This is a genomic window from Hymenobacter fodinae (genome assembly GCF_004745825.1).
GTDB classification, from domain to species: Bacteria; Bacteroidota; Bacteroidia; order Cytophagales; family Hymenobacteraceae; genus Hymenobacter; species Hymenobacter fodinae.
The window spans coordinates 813,583-832,595 of sequence record NZ_SRLA01000002.1; the positions used below are offsets into that span (position 1 = coordinate 813,583).

Annotated in this window: 18 protein-coding genes and 1 tRNA gene; 14 read left to right on the forward strand and 5 right to left on the reverse strand. The window is 56.8% G+C overall.

The features are described 5' to 3' along the window. Positions 1 to 46: 46 nt before the first annotated feature. The 3 genes from EU556_RS10715 (at position 47) to EU556_RS10725 (ending at position 3,778) form a co-directional block, all read left to right on the forward strand. A complete protein-coding gene (locus EU556_RS10715; protein ID WP_135433991.1) occupies positions 47 to 2,116 on the forward strand; it encodes an RICIN domain-containing protein in 2,070 nt (689 codons plus the stop codon). A 242-nt stretch (positions 2,117 to 2,358) separates the two neighbouring features. After that, positions 2,359 to 3,276: a DUF6929 family protein gene (locus EU556_RS10720; protein ID WP_135433993.1), complete on the forward strand. Its 918-nt coding sequence runs from the start codon at positions 2,359 to 2,361 to the stop codon at positions 3,274 to 3,276. A gap of 217 nt (positions 3,277 to 3,493) precedes the next feature. Beyond that, on the forward strand, positions 3,494 to 3,778 hold the full coding sequence (locus EU556_RS10725; protein ID WP_135433995.1) for a hypothetical protein: 285 nt from the start codon (positions 3,494 to 3,496) through the stop codon (positions 3,776 to 3,778). Between the two features lie 116 nt (positions 3,779 to 3,894). Here EU556_RS10725 and EU556_RS10730 read toward each other — a convergent pair whose 3' ends face one another. Next, entirely contained in the window at positions 3,895 to 4,620 is a 726-nt protein-coding gene (locus EU556_RS10730; RefSeq protein WP_135433997.1) for a M48 family metallopeptidase, read from the reverse strand. A gap of 162 nt (positions 4,621 to 4,782) precedes the next feature. Between EU556_RS10730 and EU556_RS10735 the strand changes: the two genes are divergently transcribed. The 3 genes from EU556_RS10735 (at position 4,783) to EU556_RS10745 (ending at position 6,811) form a co-directional block, all read left to right on the forward strand. Beyond that, positions 4,783 to 5,208, forward strand: coding sequence for a BLUF domain-containing protein (locus EU556_RS10735; protein ID WP_135433999.1), 426 nt, complete (start codon positions 4,783 to 4,785; stop codon positions 5,206 to 5,208). Positions 5,209 to 5,621: 413 nt separating this feature from the next. Next, entirely contained in the window at positions 5,622 to 6,272 is a 651-nt protein-coding gene (locus EU556_RS10740; protein ID WP_135434001.1) for an outer membrane beta-barrel protein, read from the forward strand. 188 nt (positions 6,273 to 6,460) lie between these two features. Next, the gene (locus tag EU556_RS10745) at positions 6,461 to 6,811 is read left to right on the forward strand and encodes a nuclear transport factor 2 family protein (RefSeq protein ID WP_135434003.1); all 351 of its coding nucleotides are present in this window, start codon (positions 6,461 to 6,463) and stop codon (positions 6,809 to 6,811) included. Between the two features lie 151 nt (positions 6,812 to 6,962). On the opposite strand, the gene EU556_RS10750 is transcribed toward EU556_RS10745, so the two are convergent. From EU556_RS10750 to EU556_RS10765, 4 genes are all read right to left on the reverse strand, one after another. Then, positions 6,963 to 7,044, reverse strand: a tRNA-Leu gene (locus EU556_RS10750). A 16-nt stretch (positions 7,045 to 7,060) separates the two neighbouring features. Further along, positions 7,061 to 7,597 carry an iron-sulfur cluster co-chaperone HscB C-terminal domain-containing protein gene (locus tag EU556_RS10755; protein ID WP_135434005.1) on the reverse strand — a complete coding sequence of 179 codons (537 nt, stop codon included), beginning with the start codon at positions 7,595 to 7,597 and terminating at the stop codon, positions 7,061 to 7,063. Between the two features lie 443 nt (positions 7,598 to 8,040). Continuing rightward, entirely contained in the window at positions 8,041 to 8,355 is a 315-nt protein-coding gene (locus EU556_RS10760) for a putative quinol monooxygenase (RefSeq protein WP_135434007.1), read from the reverse strand. Between the two features lie 132 nt (positions 8,356 to 8,487). Next, the gene (locus tag EU556_RS10765; protein ID WP_135434008.1) at positions 8,488 to 9,264 is read right to left on the reverse strand and encodes an SAM hydrolase/SAM-dependent halogenase family protein; all 777 of its coding nucleotides are present in this window, start codon (positions 9,262 to 9,264) and stop codon (positions 8,488 to 8,490) included. Positions 9,265 to 9,459: 195 nt separating this feature from the next. On the opposite strand from EU556_RS10765, the gene EU556_RS10770 reads away from it, so the two are divergent. The 8 genes from EU556_RS10770 to EU556_RS10805 all read left to right on the forward strand — a co-directional run bounded on the left by EU556_RS10770 (position 9,460) and on the right by EU556_RS10805 (position 18,907). Continuing rightward, positions 9,460 to 10,569, forward strand: a complete 1,110-nt coding sequence (locus EU556_RS10770) for a PhoH family protein (protein ID WP_135434010.1) — start codon at positions 9,460 to 9,462, stop codon at positions 10,567 to 10,569. A gap of 141 nt (positions 10,570 to 10,710) precedes the next feature. Beyond that, positions 10,711 to 11,148, forward strand: a complete 438-nt coding sequence (locus tag EU556_RS10775) for a GNAT family N-acetyltransferase (protein WP_135434012.1) — start codon at positions 10,711 to 10,713, stop codon at positions 11,146 to 11,148. 270 nt (positions 11,149 to 11,418) lie between these two features. Further along, positions 11,419 to 13,650: a ComEC/Rec2 family competence protein gene (locus EU556_RS10780; RefSeq protein WP_135434014.1), complete on the forward strand. Its 2,232-nt coding sequence runs from the start codon at positions 11,419 to 11,421 to the stop codon at positions 13,648 to 13,650. Positions 13,651 to 13,831: 181 nt separating this feature from the next. After that, positions 13,832 to 14,644: an enoyl-CoA hydratase/isomerase family protein gene (locus EU556_RS10785; RefSeq protein ID WP_135434734.1), complete on the forward strand. Its 813-nt coding sequence runs from the start codon at positions 13,832 to 13,834 to the stop codon at positions 14,642 to 14,644. Between the two features lie 201 nt (positions 14,645 to 14,845). Further along, complete coding sequence (locus tag EU556_RS10790; RefSeq protein ID WP_135434016.1) at positions 14,846 to 15,352, forward strand: sterol desaturase family protein; 507 nt, start codon at positions 14,846 to 14,848, stop codon at positions 15,350 to 15,352. Between the two features lie 19 nt (positions 15,353 to 15,371). Further along, the gene (locus EU556_RS10795; protein WP_135434018.1) at positions 15,372 to 16,295 is read left to right on the forward strand and encodes a MerR family transcriptional regulator; all 924 of its coding nucleotides are present in this window, start codon (positions 15,372 to 15,374) and stop codon (positions 16,293 to 16,295) included. A gap of 267 nt (positions 16,296 to 16,562) precedes the next feature. Then, positions 16,563 to 17,078, forward strand: coding sequence for a sigma-70 family RNA polymerase sigma factor (locus EU556_RS10800; protein WP_088843003.1), 516 nt, complete (start codon positions 16,563 to 16,565; stop codon positions 17,076 to 17,078). A 356-nt stretch (positions 17,079 to 17,434) separates the two neighbouring features. After that, complete coding sequence (locus EU556_RS10805; RefSeq protein ID WP_135434020.1) at positions 17,435 to 18,907, forward strand: phytoene desaturase family protein; 1,473 nt, start codon at positions 17,435 to 17,437, stop codon at positions 18,905 to 18,907. Positions 18,908 to 19,013: the final 106 nt, after the last annotated feature.

Genomic DNA, 19,013 nt, shown 5'->3' on the forward strand with positions numbered 1-19,013 from the left:
CTTGTGCGTGGCCGGTTGCGGTGCAGATTTCGGCTAACTTGCGCTTATGTCCATCCGTTCTGCGTGCATGACAAATACCGTCACTCGTTTTTTACTGCCTTTTCTGGCAGTGTGGTTGATAACTCTCTCGGCTGCCGGGCAGGCGACTTTCGTTCCGGATGCCAATGCCTGGTACGGCCTCATACCCCGGAGCAGTGGCCGCTCACTAGACATTGCTAATTCGTCTAACGAGGCAGGAGCAGCAGGCGTGCAGTGGGAGTTTACGCACTCCAATAGCCAGCAATGGCGCTTTGTGCCCGCCGCCACAGGCAGCGACTTTTACCGCATTGAGGCCCGCCACAGCGGCAAGTGCCTGACCCTGGAGGGAACCGATGAGAATGCCCCGCTTGTGCAGCGCCCCTGGACGGGCAGCTTCTACCAGCAGTGGAAGCTGATTCCTTCGGGGCCGTTGGGGAGCTTTATGCTGGTCAGCCGCGGCAACGACAAGTGCATTGCGCTGGCCGCCGCCGACAAGTTTAACGGGACGCCGATTGTAGGCCAGCGCATCTTGAACCGGGCTTCGCAGCAGTGGAAGCTGTTTAAGCTGCGCCTGAACGTTGACCCTCGCCAGCCAGGATTTGGTAGGCCAGAGCCATTAATGAGCCTGAATACGCCCAGCGGCAATGAGCTTCAGCCGGTGCCCACTCCCGATGGCAAAACGCTTTATTTCGTGCGTACACGCTATTCCGGCAACACAGAGGGCGTAGCCGAGTCGGGAGATATTTGGGTGAGTACGGCGCCGGCTGCCAACTCTAACTGGTCACCTGCTACCCGCCTCGATGCCCTAAACACTCCCCAGCACAACGGAGTGATGGCGGTGGTAGGGGCCAATGGTGAGTCGTTGGTGGTGCGTGGGCGCTACGAGCGCGACGGCAGCTACCGCGACGAAAGTCTGAGTAAAGTGGCGCGTAGCCTGCCAGGCAAAGGAGTGCGTCCGGTAGCGCAAATCATTCCGAATTACTACTCTGCCGGGCCGGCCACCTCATTCTACATGACCCCCGACGAGAAGTTTCTACTGCTCTCGCTGGAGCGCGGCGACTCGCAGGGCGGCAACGACCTGTACCTCTGCCGTTCTACCGGCGAGAATGCCTGGAGTGAGCCCATAAGTTTGGGCGACGTAGTAAACTCTCCGGGCTACGACTTTGCTCCCTGGCTGTCGGCGGACACCAAAACCTTGTATTTCAGCTCTTACGGGCACGCTGGCTTCGGTAACTCAGATATTTTCGTGAGTCAGCGGCTCGACGACTCCTGGACGCGGTGGTCGGAGCCTCGCAATGTGGGTGCCCCATTAAATGGGCCTGGCTTTGATGCTTATCTGGCTCTTTCCGCCGATGGCAAGCAGGCCTTTTACGCCTCGGCACCCACGCCCAACAGCCCTGCCGATTTGTTCCGGACGGCCGCGGGCGTAGCTCCTACAGATACCACACAAGCGCCACCACCCGCCGTCCCCGTAAATCCAGCCGTGGCAGCCCGCATTCTGTTCACTGGCCGCACCCTCGATGCTAAAACCCGGCAGGGCCTAGGCAGTGAGGTAAAAGCTATTCGATTAGGCAACGAATTGGCGTTTAACGCTACGGCCCGCACCGAGAGTACCGGTGGAGCCTTCCAAATGACCCTGCCGCCGGGTAGCTACCGGTTGCTGGCAACGCGTGCCGGCTACCTGACTGCTACCGATACTATTACGCTCACGGCGGGCTCCCTGAGCCGGGAACTGCTGCTGGTGCCAGCCGCTGTAGGCTCTAGCCTTGAGCTGCCCACGCTCATCTTCGCGCAGGGGAAGTACAGCCTGCTGCCCGCTTCCTACACCGAGCTGAACCGCCTGGCGCGCACCCTGCAGGATAACCCCACGGTAAACATCCGCCTGGAGGGCCACACCGATAACCAGGGCGACGCTAAGCTTAACCAGCAGCTCTCGGAAACCCGCGTGGCCGAAGTGAAGCGCTACCTCGTGATGCGGGGTGTAAGCGAAAGTCGTATCAGCACAATTGGATACGGCGGCAGCCGCCCCCGCGCCAGCAACGACAAAGAAGAAACCCGCAAGCTTAACCGCCGGGTAGAGTTCACCATCACTAAGTAGCGTACTCCTAGGCCACTTGGTGGTCTTCTGCTATTACCCGTTTCAGCTCCGGCCGCTGGGCTCCCGCGTAGTTGTAGATAACTGCCGCGGTGCCCGCCGCCGGAGCTGAGTTCGTTTGTAAAACGGAGGAAGCTGCCTCTGCGTATCGGGGGCGAGGAGGAGCGACCGTAAACGCAGCTTCTCTGCTTCGTTATATACTGGCCTAGCCAGCCGGTTTACCTCCCCTAATCACCTGATTTGCTATGCGCGCCCTTATTCAGCACGAGGCTGTTCTGCCCGATTTGCCCTCGGCTTCCGGAATTGAAGTAGTGGGGGAGGTGGCCTACATCATCGGCGACGATTCGCCCTTCCTGTATCAGCTGAATGCGGCGTCGTTGGCAGCCGGAGAACGGACGTCGTTGTTTGAAACGGCCCATTTTAGCACAGGGCGCATTCCCAAAGACCTCAAGTTGGATTTGGAGTGCCTGACGGTTATTAACACGCCGGGCGCTGACGCAGGCCTACTGCTGCTGGGCTCGGGGGCTACATCGGCGCGGGAGCAGGGCTTTTGGGTAACTCTGCCCTCGGGTGCCAAAACTGGTTCTACGGTGTACCCGGTGGCGTTGAGCGGGTTGTATGCGGCCCTGCGCCAGCATTTGCCCGCTGGCATCACCCTTAATCTGGAAGCAGTAGCCGCTACCACTACGGAGCTGCTTATTTTTCAGCGGACGGTGGGCTCAGCGGCCGGCAATTTGGCGTTTCGGCTGCCGCTGCCCCAGGTGTTGCACTACTTACAGCACCAGACGCAGGCAGTACCGCCCATCCGAACGCAACTGTACCAGCTACCTACCATCGAAGGGAAACCGGCGGGTTTTTCGGGCGCTACTTGGTTTGAGAATCAGCTATTCGTGACAGCCTCCGTGGAAGACACCCAGGATGCCGTGCAGGATGGGGCGGTCTTAGGCTCGTTGGTTGGAATTATAGACTTGAGCAAATCCTCCACTAAACCCGTACCGGTGGCGCTGGCCCGCCTAGAACTACCCACTGGGCAGGCCTACCGGGGCAAGGTGGAAAGCGTAGCCGTACGGCGGCGCGTAGGCCAACGCACCTACGAACTCCTGCTCGTCACCGACGACGACCAGGGCGGCTCTACCGCCGTAACCGCAGTTCTGACCGTGTAAAAGGCAATGGTAACGGGGCACTTAGCCCCAACTGCGGGTGCAGTGCCGCGGAAAGAAATGCTCAATTGCCTGGGAATTGAATGGCTCCTTCTGCTGTTAAGTAGCCAGAGTTGCACGGGGCTTTCGCTCAGCTTTTTACGCTGTTGTCTAGCTCTGAGTATGTACCCGGTACATAGGCTACTCGAAGTCATTTGTTCTTTCCGCCAATATTGCCCGCATGATTGTTTTTGAGACTCGTTTTCTTTATCCCGTAAGTGCCGTTCGGCTGCAGGAAGAAGAAGGGATTCTGCCCGCTGAGTTTTTACAGAGTATTGCCACCCTGCGGCCTTTCCTGGAGAAGGAAAAGGCGTATGGAGAAGTCAGTTCTACGAGTGTGCTTTCGCCGCGCGGGCGCCAATTGGTCATCTACTACCGCAAAACCTACTCGCCGGATGCCGGCTTTGTGGTAGAAATTCTTGAGGCTGAAGTTGTCCAGGCGCAGTCACTCACCCAAGTGGCCTAGCGAATAAGCACGAGCCGCAACCAGCAATGGCCCTGTCAACCCGGTTGGGACCGGAGTGGCAGGGCCATTATCTGTTTCTAGGCCACTATAACGCGGCAGCTAACTGTTGATTCGCTCTAGCAGGCATCGGGGCCGGTGGGGGAGCCTAAAGAAACGGCATTGAGCTGTTGGCGGGCCAGTTGCCAGCCCGGCAGAAAGCGGTCCATCAGGCCCCAGAAACGGGCATTGTGGTAGCGCTCATGCAGATGCACCAGCTCGTGCACCACCACGTACTCCAGACAGTGGGTGGGGCGCTTCATCAGCTCCAGATTCAGCCAGATGCGCTGAGCGCTAATATTACAAGTGCCCCAGCGGGTTTTCATTTGCTTGATGGCCCAGGCGGGCTCCGGTACGCCCACCACCCCCGACCACTGGCGCACCATAGCTGGCAGCTGCTCCTTTAGCTTCTCCCGGTACCAGGCGTTTAGCACTTTGGTGCGCTGCTCTTGAGTGCTGCCCTCGCGCACCCACAGCGTTAGGGTCTGCTCGGCCTCCAGCAGCTCTATCCAGGGCCGACCACTGGTTAGGAGAACGCGCAACGTGTAGCCGCGGCCCTGGTAAAAGTGCGTTTCGCCCGAAGTGTACTCCAGCGCAATAGGTTTCTCGCGGGCCTCGAAGCGAGTCTGGTGCTTCTCAATCCAGGCTCTCCGCGCCAGTACCATCTCCCGAATGGCAGCGTCGGGGGTGCGCAGGGGAGCCGCTACCCGCACCCGCCCGCCGTGGGCATACACCGTCAGGCGCAGGGTGCGAATATTTTTACGGACTATTTCTACCCGCAGATTGTCGATGTGTAATTCAGGCATACGAGGCAATCTGCTAACTATTTTTTGGCTGACCAAACGCGCGGTGAGCCGCTAGGCCAGTAGCTTACCGATCAGCTACGCCCCCGAATGGCCACTGCAAGTGGGAGCAAGTACCTATCTTTCACTTTCCTCCATCCTTCCATCCGCGTTTAGGTAACCAGCATGCATCACATCATTTATATGAGCCGGGGCACCCAGGCAATGTCCGATGACCAGCTGCGCACGCTGCTGCAGCAAGCCCGCGCCGCCAATGAAGAGCAGAACATTACAGGCGCCCTGGTGTACGGCGATGGTCAGTTCATGCAAATTATTGAAGGCGAAGAGTCGGTGCTGGCGGCGCTGTACGCCAAGCTGCTTGCTGATCCGCGCCACACAAGCGTGGTGAAGCTGGCAGATAAGCAAGTGGGCCAACGCAGCTTCGGCGAATGGTCGATGGGGTTCCGGCCGGTGTCGGCGGAGGATTTCGCGGAACTCACGGGCTACGTTGAGCCTGATAAGCTCGATCTGAGCGCGCCTGGGCTGAGCGCCGCCGATGCTCTGCTCCTGCAAATGATGAAAGTGTTCGTGCTAACCCCGTTGAAGAACTAAGTGGCCTAGACGGTACCTCTAACCTTAGAGCAAGAGACACCAGCACAAGTGATAAAGCCGCGGATAGTAGGCAGGTTCGCCTACTACAGAACGTCACACTAACTCGTTATGTCAAGCGAAGTAGCGACATCTCGCGTGGTGCCTATGCAGTGGGAATCAACTAGCCTAGAATAGCCTGAGTAGCCCTTCGCTCAAGCGCAGGCAGGAGCTTACCGCTAGGCCACTGGTTCATGCGTGAGAAGATCTGCCTGCATCAGGAGTATGTGCTGAGAGAGTTGCTAGCATGCTAGAGACTGGCAGACTCTTTGGCATTCTCACGTCGGCAGCATTTTAAGTGTCGGATACAACCATTAGGGGAGCACACCGCTCTCCTGACTGGCTATGCCTTTATCCTTCACTTTCAACTATTCCTTATGCTCGTTCGTCACGCTGCTTTCTGTGGACTATTGTTAACCGCCCCGCTCGTGGGGCTTGCCCAAACTACCAAGCCGGCGCCGCCTCGGTTTTATGTAGGACTGTCTGCCTACACCAGCGCATACCAGCGGGCCAGTCGTCAGTTCGGGAAAAATCAGCTACTACCCTTGCAGGCTACGGTGGGCTACCAACTCACTCCGCGGTGGGCCGTGCAAACCGGACTGGCCTACAACGTAGGCAAAGGCGTGTTCTCGGGCACTTCCTACGACTTCGATGGTAGTGTGCGCGGCGACTACCGGGCAGCTTTCCGGACCTCTACGCTGTCCCTTTCGGCGCTGGGGCGCTACACGCTCACCCGTACGCCCATCCACCGCTTCCAGGTAGATCTGTTGGGCGGCGTCACGATGGAACACCGAACTTCCAGATCCTCCGGCTTCAGCCCCGACAACACCCAACCTGGCGGCATCAGTACTTACAATACAAGCTGGCGCGGCACCTCTTACCTGCTGACCTTCGGCCCCAGCCTGCGCTACCGCGTGAGCCCCAAAGTAGACCTAGTAGGGGAGGGCACTATGAACGTTAACATGGAGACCTTGCGCGACTTAACAACTTCTGGCGCCCTAGGCGTGCGCTACCGATTTGGGCGGTAGAGGTGCAAATACTCTTTTCGCACCCATTACCACACAGCTAGGCTATTTCTGGGCGGCATACTGGCCTAGCCAGAGGAAACAGTTGCTATTTTCTGTGGAACGACAGGTGATAGTTGCGCGCAGATCAGATTAAGCTATACACTCCAGCTGCTTCAGCTGTTTTCTGCCCTATTCTTCTTGTGACATCCATGGAAACTCCCTATAACCTCATTAAACAAGCGTATGCGGCGTTCAACGCCCGCGACATTCCTATAGTCCTCGCTACGCTTCACCCGCAGGTGCGCTGGTCGAGGGCCTGGGAGGGAGACTACGCCACAGGCCACGACGAAGTGCGGAGTTATTGGCAGCGCCAGTGGCAGGAGCTAGACCCGCACGTTGAGCCCACGAATATCCGCGAGCGGGCTGATGGGAGATTAGAAGTTGCAGTGCAGCAGCTAGTGAAGGATAAACAGGGAAAAGTAATCTTCGAGGGCCCCATAAAGCATGTTTACACCCTACAAGACGGGCTACTACAGCAAATGGACATTGAGCACGTGTAGCAACTAGAGCTAGAAAGGCTACCGCTTGGCTCTCAATAAAGATGATTCAGTAGGAGGGCTTCCCTGCTAAAATGCCAAAAGCTCGAAAGGGCCGCTTCAGTTTTATTGAAGCGGCCCTTTCGAGCTTTTGGCAGGCGTTACACCTGTACTGTACCCAGAGCCGGGGTCGAACCGGCACATCTTTCGATATCGGTGTTTGAGACCGACGCGTCTACCGATTCCGCCATCTGGGCATCTCGTTCCCACAACTCAGGAACGGGTGGCAAACTTAGTGAGACTTTCTTTAATGCGCAACAAATAGCGCTTTTTGAGATAATAAGTTCGGATTTGCTGTAGGGCTTGGGGGCGCGTATCCACGGGTAGTCCCTCATAGCCAGCTAGTACCGGCTCAATACCCGCATCGAGGGCATCAGATAAATCTTTTACGTCGGTTTCTACGCGCTGCATAATTTCGGGGTCGGGCTCAAACTCCAGCTCCATGAGCTGCTCGTTAAGATCCATTACCTCCATCAGGAAATCAGGGGGCAGTTCCTGCTTGCCTTCTTCCAGCAGTCCGTGCCGGCCTAGGATGTAGGCCATGCGCTGATCGGGGTCGGAGAGGGTGCGGTAGGCGTTGGTATTGAGCGTGGCTAGGTGCAGGATTTCCTGCTGGCGCTCCGGGGTGGCCGTCGCGTGAAAATCGGGGTGATACTCGCGGCTGAGGGCGTAGTACTTGCGCTTGAGGGCGGCCTCATCGGGGCGGAAGGTCTCGGGCAACTCGTAGAATTCGAAGTAGTCGGTAGTCATGATGGATCTGGAGGGAGGAAGCAAAACCGCTAAAGTGCCCTACGGCGTTCGGCTAGGTTCGGGTGAGTTGTATAAGCCGGCAGCCGGCGGTTTGTTTGCCGAGAGCAAGGGCAAGAGCACGCAGAGAGTGGCCTAGAAAGGGGAGGGGTGAGCTGAAAGGACGTCATTCCGAGCGCAGCCGAGGAATCTTGCGTGCTGACTCTGCACATAATCAAACTGGCCTAGAGCACTGGTCCAGCACGTCATCTGAGCAAAGCGAAGGATCTTACCACGCCAGCACGAGGTACTAGGCCAGCCGGTCTTGCCTGATAAGGTCCTTCCTTAGTCAGGATGACGTGCTTTTGGTGTGGGTTAATTTAGCAACGTCAGCACGCGAGATGTCTCGACAAGCTCGACATGACGTTCACTTTTTTTCAGGTCCTTTCCTGGGCCGGGTAGTATCTCTAGGCCAGGTCGGCGGGGAGGGTGGCGGCTTCTACGCGGTGCACGGAGAAAGCAGCGGGCGGAGCGGAGAACAGCTTCTTGGTGGCGGGCCACACCTGGCCAAACAGCTCGGAGCGGCGGTAGGCATTCAAGACATCAACGGAGTCCCAGTGGCTGTGTGTGCAGTACACGTAGGGCAGCTCCGCATCTTGCCACAGTTCGAGAAACCGGCACCCCGGCATCTGTCGGATCTGGTGCTCCGTCTGCCGAAAAATCTCCAGGAATTCAGGCACCCGCTCCGGGGCAAACGTCATGCGCACAATTCGAATCAGCATAGGAAAAAGCCGCTACTTTTCGGTACCAAAGAAGAGAAGCACTACCTGACACGGTGGCAGTAAGTACTTAACATAATATAAAAACAGTTAGCAAATCTGCTCCTGACTCAAATAAAGCAGGTTTTCAGTGACCTAAGCTTCCGTGGGGAAGCGCACATCTACCTGCGAGTCGAAGTAGAGGCCTAGTAGTTCGGAGGCGTTACCTTGGTTGATGCCAATGCACAGCTGGTCCTGGCTGTTGAAGATGCACACCACTTCGCCGGGAGGCGCGGCCTGAAAATGGGGGGCAATATCGCGCACCGTTTCGCGAGCGAAGTGGATGGTGCTGGGGCGGTTGCGGCCCAGCACTTCCACGGCCGTGCGGGTAATGTTGGTGATGAGGTTGCCGTAGTGGTCCACATGCACCACGTGGCCCGTGATGCGGTGGTCTTGGAGGCGCAACTGGCGGTTGAGGAGCTGGTAGGCCTCGGTGGTGATGGGACCCAGTTCCACGAGGGCGCCGCCCTTGGCCAGGTGCACGGCGGCGGGGGCCAGCAGGTCACGGGTGGGGGAGGCAGTGGCGTTGGTGCTGGCGCCCAGGCTCACGAGCTGCTCGGGCTTACCATCACAAAGCAGGGGCAGGATGCCGTTATCGGCCGAGACAAAGAAGTGGCCCTCGTGCTCGGCGGCGTGCCAGGCAGCCCGCGGAGCGCCCAAATCATTGACCCCAATCAGGTGCACGGTGCCCACCGGGAAGTCGCGAAATACCGCCGATAGAACGTGAACGGCGTGCGCGATGTTAAAGGGTTCAATGGCGTGCGAAATGTCCAGCACGGGAATGGCGGGGGCCAACTGCAGAATCCGGGCTTTTACTGCCGCAACATAATGGTCGCGGTAGCCAAAGTCAGATAGAAACGTAATCAACCCCATTGCCTAAAATTCTCAGTTATTCGTACTATTGCCAGAGGCCGTGTAAGGCGGCAAAAGTAGGCGTTTTGCTGCGAAATGGGAGAAATAAAGTCGGCCGGACTTTTGTTGTTCTCTCGTGGCGCGGCCGGGCAAAGCGCCGTTCCCTACTTCGATACCGGCAAATTTCTATTTCTTTCGTCACAAAATTCCCTCAGATTGGTCGAGAAAATCATAACGCTCGAAAACGTGTCCCTGGTTGAGTTTCTGGGGCCCGATAACCAAAACATCCGCCAGCTGGCGGCTGCTTTCCCCGGCAGTAAAATTATATCCAGGGGCAACGAGATTAAAGTACAGGGCCAGCCGGCCGTTATCAGCCGCATCAACGAAATTCTGTCGGCTCTGCTGGAGCATTACCACCAGTACGGGCAGATAACCGACAAAACGGTTTCGCAATACCTGAGCTCTGCCGACGAAGATCAGCAGGACCGTTTATTGGCGGCCTCGCCCGATGTTATCCTGTTTGGGGCCAAGGGCGGTATCATCAAAGCCAAAACTGCCAACCAGCAGCGCCTCGTGGATGCCGTACTGCGCAACGACTTGGTGTTTGCACTGGGGCCGGCCGGTACGGGTAAAACCTACATTTCGGTGGCGTTGGCCGTGCGGGCACTCAAGAATAAGGAGGTCAAGAAAATCATCATCTCTCGCCCCGTGGTAGAGGCCGGCGAAAGCCTTGGTTTCTTGCCCGGTGACATGAAGGAGAAGGTAGACCCCTACCTGCGCCCGATTTACGACGCGCTGGAAGACATGCTGCCCGCCGAGAAGTTCAAGCTCTATCTGGAGAACAAGACCATTGAAATTGCCCCCCTGGCTTACATGCGTGGCCGGACGCTGAACAATGCCTTTGTGCTGCTGGACGAAGCCCAGAACACCACGCCCTCGCAGCTCAAGATGTTCCTGACCCGGATGGGCCCCTCGGCTAAGGTGATGGTAAATGGCGACCGGAGTCAGATTGACCTGCCCACCAAGCAGAAGTCGGGTCTGATTCAGGCGTTGGACATTCTGAAGGACGTGAACGGCATCGGCTTCGTGGAAATGACCGCCGACGACGTAGTGCGTCACCGCCTTGTGAAGCAGATTGTGCAGGCCTACGACAAGTTTGATGTGCAGATGCAGAAGGACCAAGCTAACCGCCCGCCCCGCGAGTACCAGCCCTACCGCCGCCCCAACGGCCCCGGTATGGCCGCCGCTGACCCAGGCCGCCACCCCGATGCCCGCCGCGAGGATGATGGCATGCAGGACCTGCCTGTAAACCACGAGCAGCTCTAGCAGTTCGTTAGGCCACTATACCCGAAAAAAGCTGTTTCCCAAGGGAGCAGCTTTTTTCTTTTCTGCCCTACTTTCGCACGCTCACCCGGCCCACACCTGTCAGGCTGCTCTAGCCGTTACTTCCCAATAGCTTTTCCGCACATGAACGCCCAGCGCATCACTTCTCCCCAAGACCTCGACGCCGCTCTGGTTATTCGCAACATTGTGTTTGTGCAGGGCCAAAACGTGCCCGCCGACCTGGAAAACGACGCCCACGACCGCACCGACGCTACTCACTACCTGGCCCGCACCCCCGACGGCACCCCCTGCGGCACTGCCCGCTGGCGCCGCACCGACAATGGCGTGAAGCTAGAGCGCTTCGCCGTGCTGGAGCAGTTCCGCAACCAGGAGGCCGGCGCCGCCCTGCTTGCCAGCGTGCTACAGGACGTGCAAGCCGCCCACCCCGACGCGACAGTATACCTGCACGCCCAACTCCCCGCCGTGCGCTTCTACGAGCGCCACGGCTTCGAAAAATCCGGGGAGCCCTTCACAGAAGCCGACATCGTGCACTATAAAATGACCTGGAAGCGCCCAGCCTAGTAGCCTAGTATAAAACGGAGAGCAAGAACGACACTCCCCTCAGATGAGTAGGGGGTTGGGGAAGGCTGAACTGCTAGACCAACTACACCAGCCCGTCATGTTACAGCTAGTCTAGGCCACCGATTATGATGCCCCGTACTTCTGTCACTCAACAGAAGCGCGGGGCATTTGTATTGCCCCTGCTTTTCTGCATTTTGCTTAGGCTATTTGGGGCTGACTGATTTACAGTTGGTTCTGCAGATATACTGGTGTTTAATACAAGTGCAGTACATGATTAAGTGGGCTCCGTATGCCTTCGTGCGGCTGGTACTGCCCCTAATGGCGGGCATCCTGACCTACCTATACTTTGGCTCTGCGCTGCCGCCTATGCTGTGGGCCGTGACTGGCCTAGCGGCTCTTTTTATTACGGTACAGCTCTGGGCCGCACGTCAACCCCAACTGGGCGCTACTGATGCTGCCGGCTTGCTGGCCATTATTACACTATATGTGGCTGGTATCAGCCTTACTCAACAAGCCACGGAAAGTCGTGCCGCCAACCACCTAAACCGCTTCGGAAATCGAGTGGAGTTTTACCGGGCCGTGGTGGACGACTACACCGTGGTGCGGCCCGCTACCTACGCTACCACTGTGCGCGTGTCAGCGGTGCGGGTAGGAGGGAAGTGGCAGCCGGCGGTGGGCGGCATCCGCGTATCTATTCCACGCGACTCCAGCGTGGCGGCTCCGCAGTACGGCGACGTGTGGCTGGTGCGCGGGGCGCCCTCGATCAGCAAGCTGCCGCTCAACCCCGGCGAGTTTGACTACCGCCGCTACCTGGAGTACCACCAAGTGTATCACCAGCACTTCATCCACCCCGATCAGTACCGGCTCCTGGAAGTGGCCCCGCCCAGCTTGTGGCGCGCAACTGCCATGCGGGCAGCGCGGGTGCTGGATGGTGTGTTTCGAGAATACGTGCACGAGAAGCGGGAGTATGCCCTGGCCTCGGCGCTGGTGCTGGGCATTAAGGATGAGGTAGACCAAGCCACCAAACAAGCCTACGCCAACACCGGCACCACCCACATTATGGCTGTATCGGGGTTGCAGGTGGGGCTGCTGTTTGCGGCCGTTACGTGGCTGCTAGGCTTTGTGCCGGGCCGGCGCGGGCCGTGGTTTCGGCTAGTGGCGGCGCTGCTCGGGCTGGCCGTTATCTGGAGCTACGCGTTTGTGACGGGGCTATCGGCCTCAGTGTTACGGGCCGCCGTGATGTTCACATTCCTGATTCTAGGCCAGTCGGTAGGGCGTCGCGCCAACATGTTCAATATGCTGGCGTTGGCAGCTTTCGTGCTGCTCTGCTACGATCCGTATTTGCTCTGCGACGTAGGTTTTCAACTCTCGTTTTTGGCGGTGCTCAGCATTGTGTATTTGCAGCCACGGATTGTGGCTTGGCTGGAGCCGCGGGAGTATTTCTTGGATCGGCAGCGACCCTGGCAGCCCAGAACGGTGCAGCGGCTGTGGGTCGCTACGGGCTGGCTGACCGATAAAATCTGGCAGGCCACGGCGCTTTCCCTGGCGGCGCAGGTGGCTACCTTTCCACTAGGCCTCTACTACTTCCATCAGTTTCCGCTGGGCTTTCTGTTCTCCAACCTGGTGGCCGTGCCCATTTCCAGTGGGGCTGTGTACGTGGGCCTCTTGCTGCTGGTATTGAAGGGACTTGTGGCCTGCGTAGGCCTAGTATCCGGCAGCTTAGCGACCCTACTTGACTGGGTGCCGCGTGGAGTGGCCTACGTGTTTGAGCACCTGATCTGGATGTTCAATGAATACATCTTCTGGATTGGCCGCCAGATGCCCGGTGCTCTCATTTCGGGCATTCACATAACGGCCGCGCAAGCCTGGCTGATTGTGGCCACAATTTTAGCGGTGCTCGTGTTCTTTGCCGCTAAACGACTCGTCTGGCTTGGGGTAGCGTGCACCTTGCTAGGCTTGTTTGCGAGCAGCCGGGTGTGGGCGGCCCGCCAACTTGCGCCCGATAAGCAACTACTAGTCTACAGCATTCCGCGCCGCTCGGTGCTGGGCTTCTGGCACGGGGCCTCCGCCGATATTGTGCCACTTGATTCTCTGCCCCTCACGGAAACGGAACGAACCTACCGCATTGTGCCCGGTAGTATTCTGCGCGATGCCCGGCGGGTGAGCTATTATCCGGGCTGGCGGGGGGCGCCGGTGCCAGTTCTAGTAGGCGAGCCCGGACTTACCTTAGCAACCTGGCACGGGGTGCGGCTGGCTATTGTAAGCAGCCAGCTCAGTGCAGCTCGTCGGCCTACGCCCGTTGAGGTGGTGGTGCTGAGGCGCAACCCTCGGATTCGGGCGGAAGAGTTGGCAGAAATTTTTGGCTCCGCGGCGGCCGTGGTATTCGATTCTTCCTGCAAGAGTTGGTACGTAGCTCGGCAAAATTCTGCGCTGCAGGCCGCTGGTTTTCAGACATATGATGTTACGGCACAGGGCGCTTTCGTCGTGCAGCCGCCAAGATAGGGAGGGCGCCGCCGCGCGTTCACCGAAACTTCTGAGCCCTTCCCTACGCTATAGACTTTATTAGTAAGAGAAATTTTGCTGATTAGTAGCATGTACGCTTCTTAATCTCAGCGCAGGTAGTGGGCTCGTGTAGCTTGCTTCGGTGCTGCCTCCTTTCACCGCTTCTGCAACGCCCATGACCATGGATAACATGCCTACTCAGGAACTGGAAGACCTGCGCTACATTCGCTACGAGGCCCAGGACTCCATTGGCTATATCACTCTAAACCGCCCCGACAAACGCAACGCGCTCAACGCCGACGTGGTGACGGAGCTTAAGCAGGCCTTTGAGTTTGCCGAAGATGACGAAGCCTGCAAGGTAATTGTGCTGCGGGCCGAAGGCGACGTATTCTGTGCCGGGGCCGATCTGGCCTACATTCAGGAGTTGCAGAGCTTTGGCTACACCGATAACCTAGCTGACTCTACCCACCTTATGCAGCTCTTTCACCAGATTTACACCCTGAACAAGGTGGTGGTGGCCGAGATACAAGGCCATGCGCTGGCCGGTGGCTGTGGCCTAGCCACCATCTGCGACTTCGCGTTTGCGACCCCCGAGGCCAAGTTCGGCTATACGGAAGTGAAAATTGGGTTCTTGCCAGCTATTGTGAGCGTATTCTTGCTCCGCAAGATTGGCGAGGCCCGTACCAAGCAACTGCTACTCACCGGCGACGTTATTTCGGCCCATACCGCGCAGGAATTTGGCTTGATTAATTTCTTAGTGCCAAGGGAAGAACTTTCCGCTAAGGTGCGGCAGTTTGCGCGCCGCTTGTGCGTTGAAAACTCGGCTCAGAGCATGGAGCTAACCAAAGAAATGCTGGCCCGCATTCCTGAAATGCCCCTGGAAGATAGCTTGCGCTATACGGCTCAGCTCAACGCCGAGGCTCGCGGTACCCTTGACTGCCGTCGTGGAATTGCCGCTTTCCTCAGCAAGGAGAAAATCACCTGGGACAACTAAGTAGTAGTAGTAGAGCGATAGATAAGCTAAGCCCCGCCGGGAGTCAGCGTCAGCTGCCCTTGGGTGGGGCTTGTGCTTTACTGGTCAGTTAGATATTTAGTGGGCTCCTGCGCTAAATAGGGCAATGGTGTGGCAGAAGCTCTCTATCTTTCCTCGTTAAAATTTTTCAAACTTCTCAAGTTCCTCCGTAGTTAGACCTGTATGACAACGCTGGCAGCCGTGGCCGTTACGACGGCTACCTTTCTCGGGATGGAGTTTGTGGCGTGGTTTATGCACCGCTTTGTGTTGCATGGGCCCTTGTGGTTTTTGCACCGCTCCCACCACGTCCGTCATCCGCATACGTTTGAACGCAACGATTTTTTCTTTCTGTTCTACGGTTCTCTGTCGATGCTGCTGATAATTTACGGCTCCGACAGCAAAGATTTTCGGTACTGGATGGGAGTGGGGATTGCTGCCTATGGCACGCTCTACTTCTTCGTGCATGATGTGCTAATTCACGGCCGGATGCGGTTTTGGCGGAAATCGCGCAATACCTATCTGCGGGCCCTGAACATGGCGCATAAAGTGCACCACAAGGCCACTTCCCGTGACGGTTCTGAAGAATTTGGGTTGCTATGGGTGTCTCCTAAGTATTTTTTGCTGGCCCTGCGCAAGCCTGCCCCCACCCGGGTGCTGCGCCAGCGGCCTGGTTCGGTGAGTAACGTTTAAGTAGAGAGGGTAAACGAACGTGGGACATTTTTCCATCAGCGACTTAGAGCAGCTGTCTGGCATCAAGGCGCATACCATCCGGATTTGGGAGCAGCGATACGGCATTCTCAGGCCCGTGCGCACCGCCACCAATATCCGCACCTACTGCGACGATGACTTACGGCGCTTGCTCAATGTGGCTACGCTTTATAATCGGGGGCACCGTATCTCCCGCATTGCGCAGCTTTCAGAGCAAGAGTTGGCAAAAGCCGTTATATCCTGCGATGAGGATGGCAATAACTGTTGCCAACAGGTAAACTCTCTGTTAGCCGCCATGCTGCGCATGGATGAGCCCCAATTGAGCTGCCTGATGAACCGGGCCGTATGTAATATGGGCTTCGAGGACGCCATTTTGCACGTGGCCTACCCCTTCCTGCAACGCATCGGGGTTATGTGGCAAGCTGGTAGCGTAAATCCGGCCCACGAGCACTTGGTTACCAACTTGCTGCGCCAAAAGATTATGGCGGGCATTGATAACCTAGCCCCGGCGCAACCCGCTGAAGTAAAACGTTGGGTGCTATTTCTGCCAGAAGGGGAAATGCATGAGCTGGCTCTTCTGTTTATGAATTACGTGCTACGGGTAAGAGGCCACCACGTATTGTACCTCGGCCAGAACTTGCCCATTGCGGAGTTAAAAACCATCAACGAGACGTACCAGCCTTTTGCCCTGTGCACTGTGATGACCGCCGTGCCAGAGCGCGACCGGGTGCAGGAATTTATTGATGAACTGGAGCAAGTATGCCCAGACCGCATGATGTTTCTGTACGGACCCCTGGTACAACAAGAAAATGTACGACTACCGTTTAACGCGGTAAAAGTGAGGTTGATGACTGATTTTATCTCGTTGGTCGAGGAAATGACTCCATCCCCGGTGTGCTATACTCTGGAAATGGCAAAAACTTAACACACAGTTGTTGAACGAACTCAAGGCCTGACCGTAAGCTTCCAAAGCTTTCGTCAGGCCTTTTCTATGGGCTGCAGTTTAGCTGTTGCAACCTGTGGTATTAATACAAGTAATTGCGTTATGTGCTGACAGACAAAAAGTTATATATTGAACGGGTGATGTGCCCTAGGATGTGGGGTGGGTAGGAAAAATAAATGTGTGAGGGAAGACGACTTTCAAAAACCCTCGTATATTTGTTTAACTTTTTGCCACGAAAAGCTAAACAGTATGACCTCTTTGGAATTCACCAACCAAGTACAGAAGATTTCTTACTCTCTAAAGCCCGTGGCGATGAACCTGACCCGCGACGCCGACGATGCAAAGGATCTTGTGCAGGAAACCCTGCTCAAAGCGCTGCTCAACAAGGACAAGTTCAAGGCGGGCACCAACTTGAAGGCATGGTTGTACACCATCATGCGCAACACCTTCATCAACAACTACAATAAGATTACCAAGCGCAATAGCAATATTGATAGCACTGAGTATTTCCAATATTTTAATACTGACGAAAACTACATCACCCACAACGGTGCTACCTCGGATTTCGTAGTAACAGATATCAATGAAGCTATTGCCGGACTGTCGGCCGATTACCGGACGCCGTTCATGATGTACTACATTGGTTATAAGTACTTGGAAATTGCTGAGAAGCTGCAAATTCCCATTGGCACCGTCAAGAACCGTATTCACATCGCCCGCAAAGAGCTTAAGCAGGCGCTGAAGACATACGCCCCCGGCGTGTAGGGAATAGGGAGAGAGTACAGACCCGCCCCGGGCGTATAGCGGGCCGCGGACCGACGCTTAGCTTTAGCTGCGTGGTTCGCGGCCCGTCTTTTTTGGCGCTGCCGTGAACAAGTTTTTGGCTTTTATCTGTGACCAGAATATAACTTCTGTCCAACTCAACAGTATAGTTATTGCGAGCCGACCTTGGCCGCTCCCGGCTCGGTGCTAGGCCAGTGGCGCTGTAGGTGCTAGTGGCCTAGCCGGCTGCGGACCCATACTTCCGGGTAAGCGGTGCCTGCCACTATCCGGATAGTTTTCATCTTCGTACCTCCAAAGGCCCGTTGTACTGGCCACTCATTGTCCAAGCTGTACCGTTTGTGAGTAAAGATATTATCATGATTGGGGCCGGGTTTGCCGGTTTGGCGGCCGCTACCTCGCTGGCCCAACAGGGGCACCGGGTTACTATTCTGGAGAAAAACGAAGGTCCGGGTGGCCGAGCCCGTGTGTTCAAAGCCCAGGGCTTCACCTTTGATATGGGGCCCAGCTGGTACTGGATGCCCGATATCTTTGAGCAGTACTTTGCCCGCTTTGGGAAAAAGGTGGCCGATTACTACGACCTTGTGCGCCTTGACCCCTCTTATCAGGTTATCTTTAAAGGGGCCGAAGCTGTGGATATTCCGGCCCGCATGAGTGAGTTGCGCGAACTATTTGAGCGCTACGAGCCTGGCAGCGCCGCCCGTCTCGATGAATTTCTGCGCCAGGCGGCCTACAAGTACAAAGTGGGCATTGGCAAATTTGTGCATATGCCCGGCCGCTCTTTGCTGGAGTTTGCCGACCCGCGCCTGCTGGTAGATGCCGTGCGACTCGATTTGCTCCAGAGCATGCACAAGCATGTGCGCAAATTCTTCAGCAACCCCCGCCTGCTGGAGTTGGTAGAGTTTCCCATTCTGTTTTTGGGCGCCACTTCTGAAAACACGCCCGCCCTCTACTCCCTGATGAACTACGCCGACTTAGCGCTGGGTACCTGGTACCCCATGGGCGGCATGCACAAAATTGTGGAGGGCATGGTAAAGCTGGCCCAGGAGCAGGGTGTGAAGCTTGAATACAATGTGCCCGTGCAGGAAATAGTGGTGGAGAAGGGCCGGGCTACGGGCGTGCAAACCGCCGCTGGCTTCCGTTCTGCCGAGGTACTAGTAGCCGGTGCCGACTATCACCATGCCGAGCAGCACCTGCTGGCTCCGCAGTGGCGCCACTACGACGAGGCCTACTGGGACAAACGGACCATGGCACCTTCCTCGTTGCTGTTCTACTTAGGCGTAAACAAACGCTTGCCCAAGCTACGCCACCACAACCTATTCTTTGACGAGGACTTTGCCCTGCACGCCGAGGAAATTTACGAGCAGCCCAAGTGGCCTAGCCGACCGCTTTTCTATGTGTCGGCCCCTTCGCAGACTGACCCATCTGTAGCGCCTGAAGGCTGCGAAAACATCTTTCTGCTCATTCCGGTGGCGCCTAACCTCCCAGACCCCGAGGAGACCCGGGAGCATTACTACAATCTGATTATGGAGCGGCTCGAGCGCCACTGCGGTACCACTATCCGCGACGCCGTAGTGTACAAACGCAGCTACGCCCACCAAGACTTTGTGCAGGACTACAACAGCTACAAGGGCAACGCCTATGGCCTAGCCAATACGCTGCGGCAGACGGCCATTCTGAAGCCGGCGCTGAAGAGCAAAAAAGTCGAGAATCTGTATTTTACGGGTCAGCTTACGGTGCCGGGTCCTGGGGTGCCTCCATCCCTCATCTCAGGGCAGGTGGTAGCGCAGGAAATTGAGAAAGAAGTGCGATAGGAGAAAGTAAATAGCCAACAACAGAACTGACTGCGGAGCTTTATGCCCATTGGCCTCTAGGCCTGTCGCATCCTGATTCAATACGTAACAATCAACCTTCAACCTT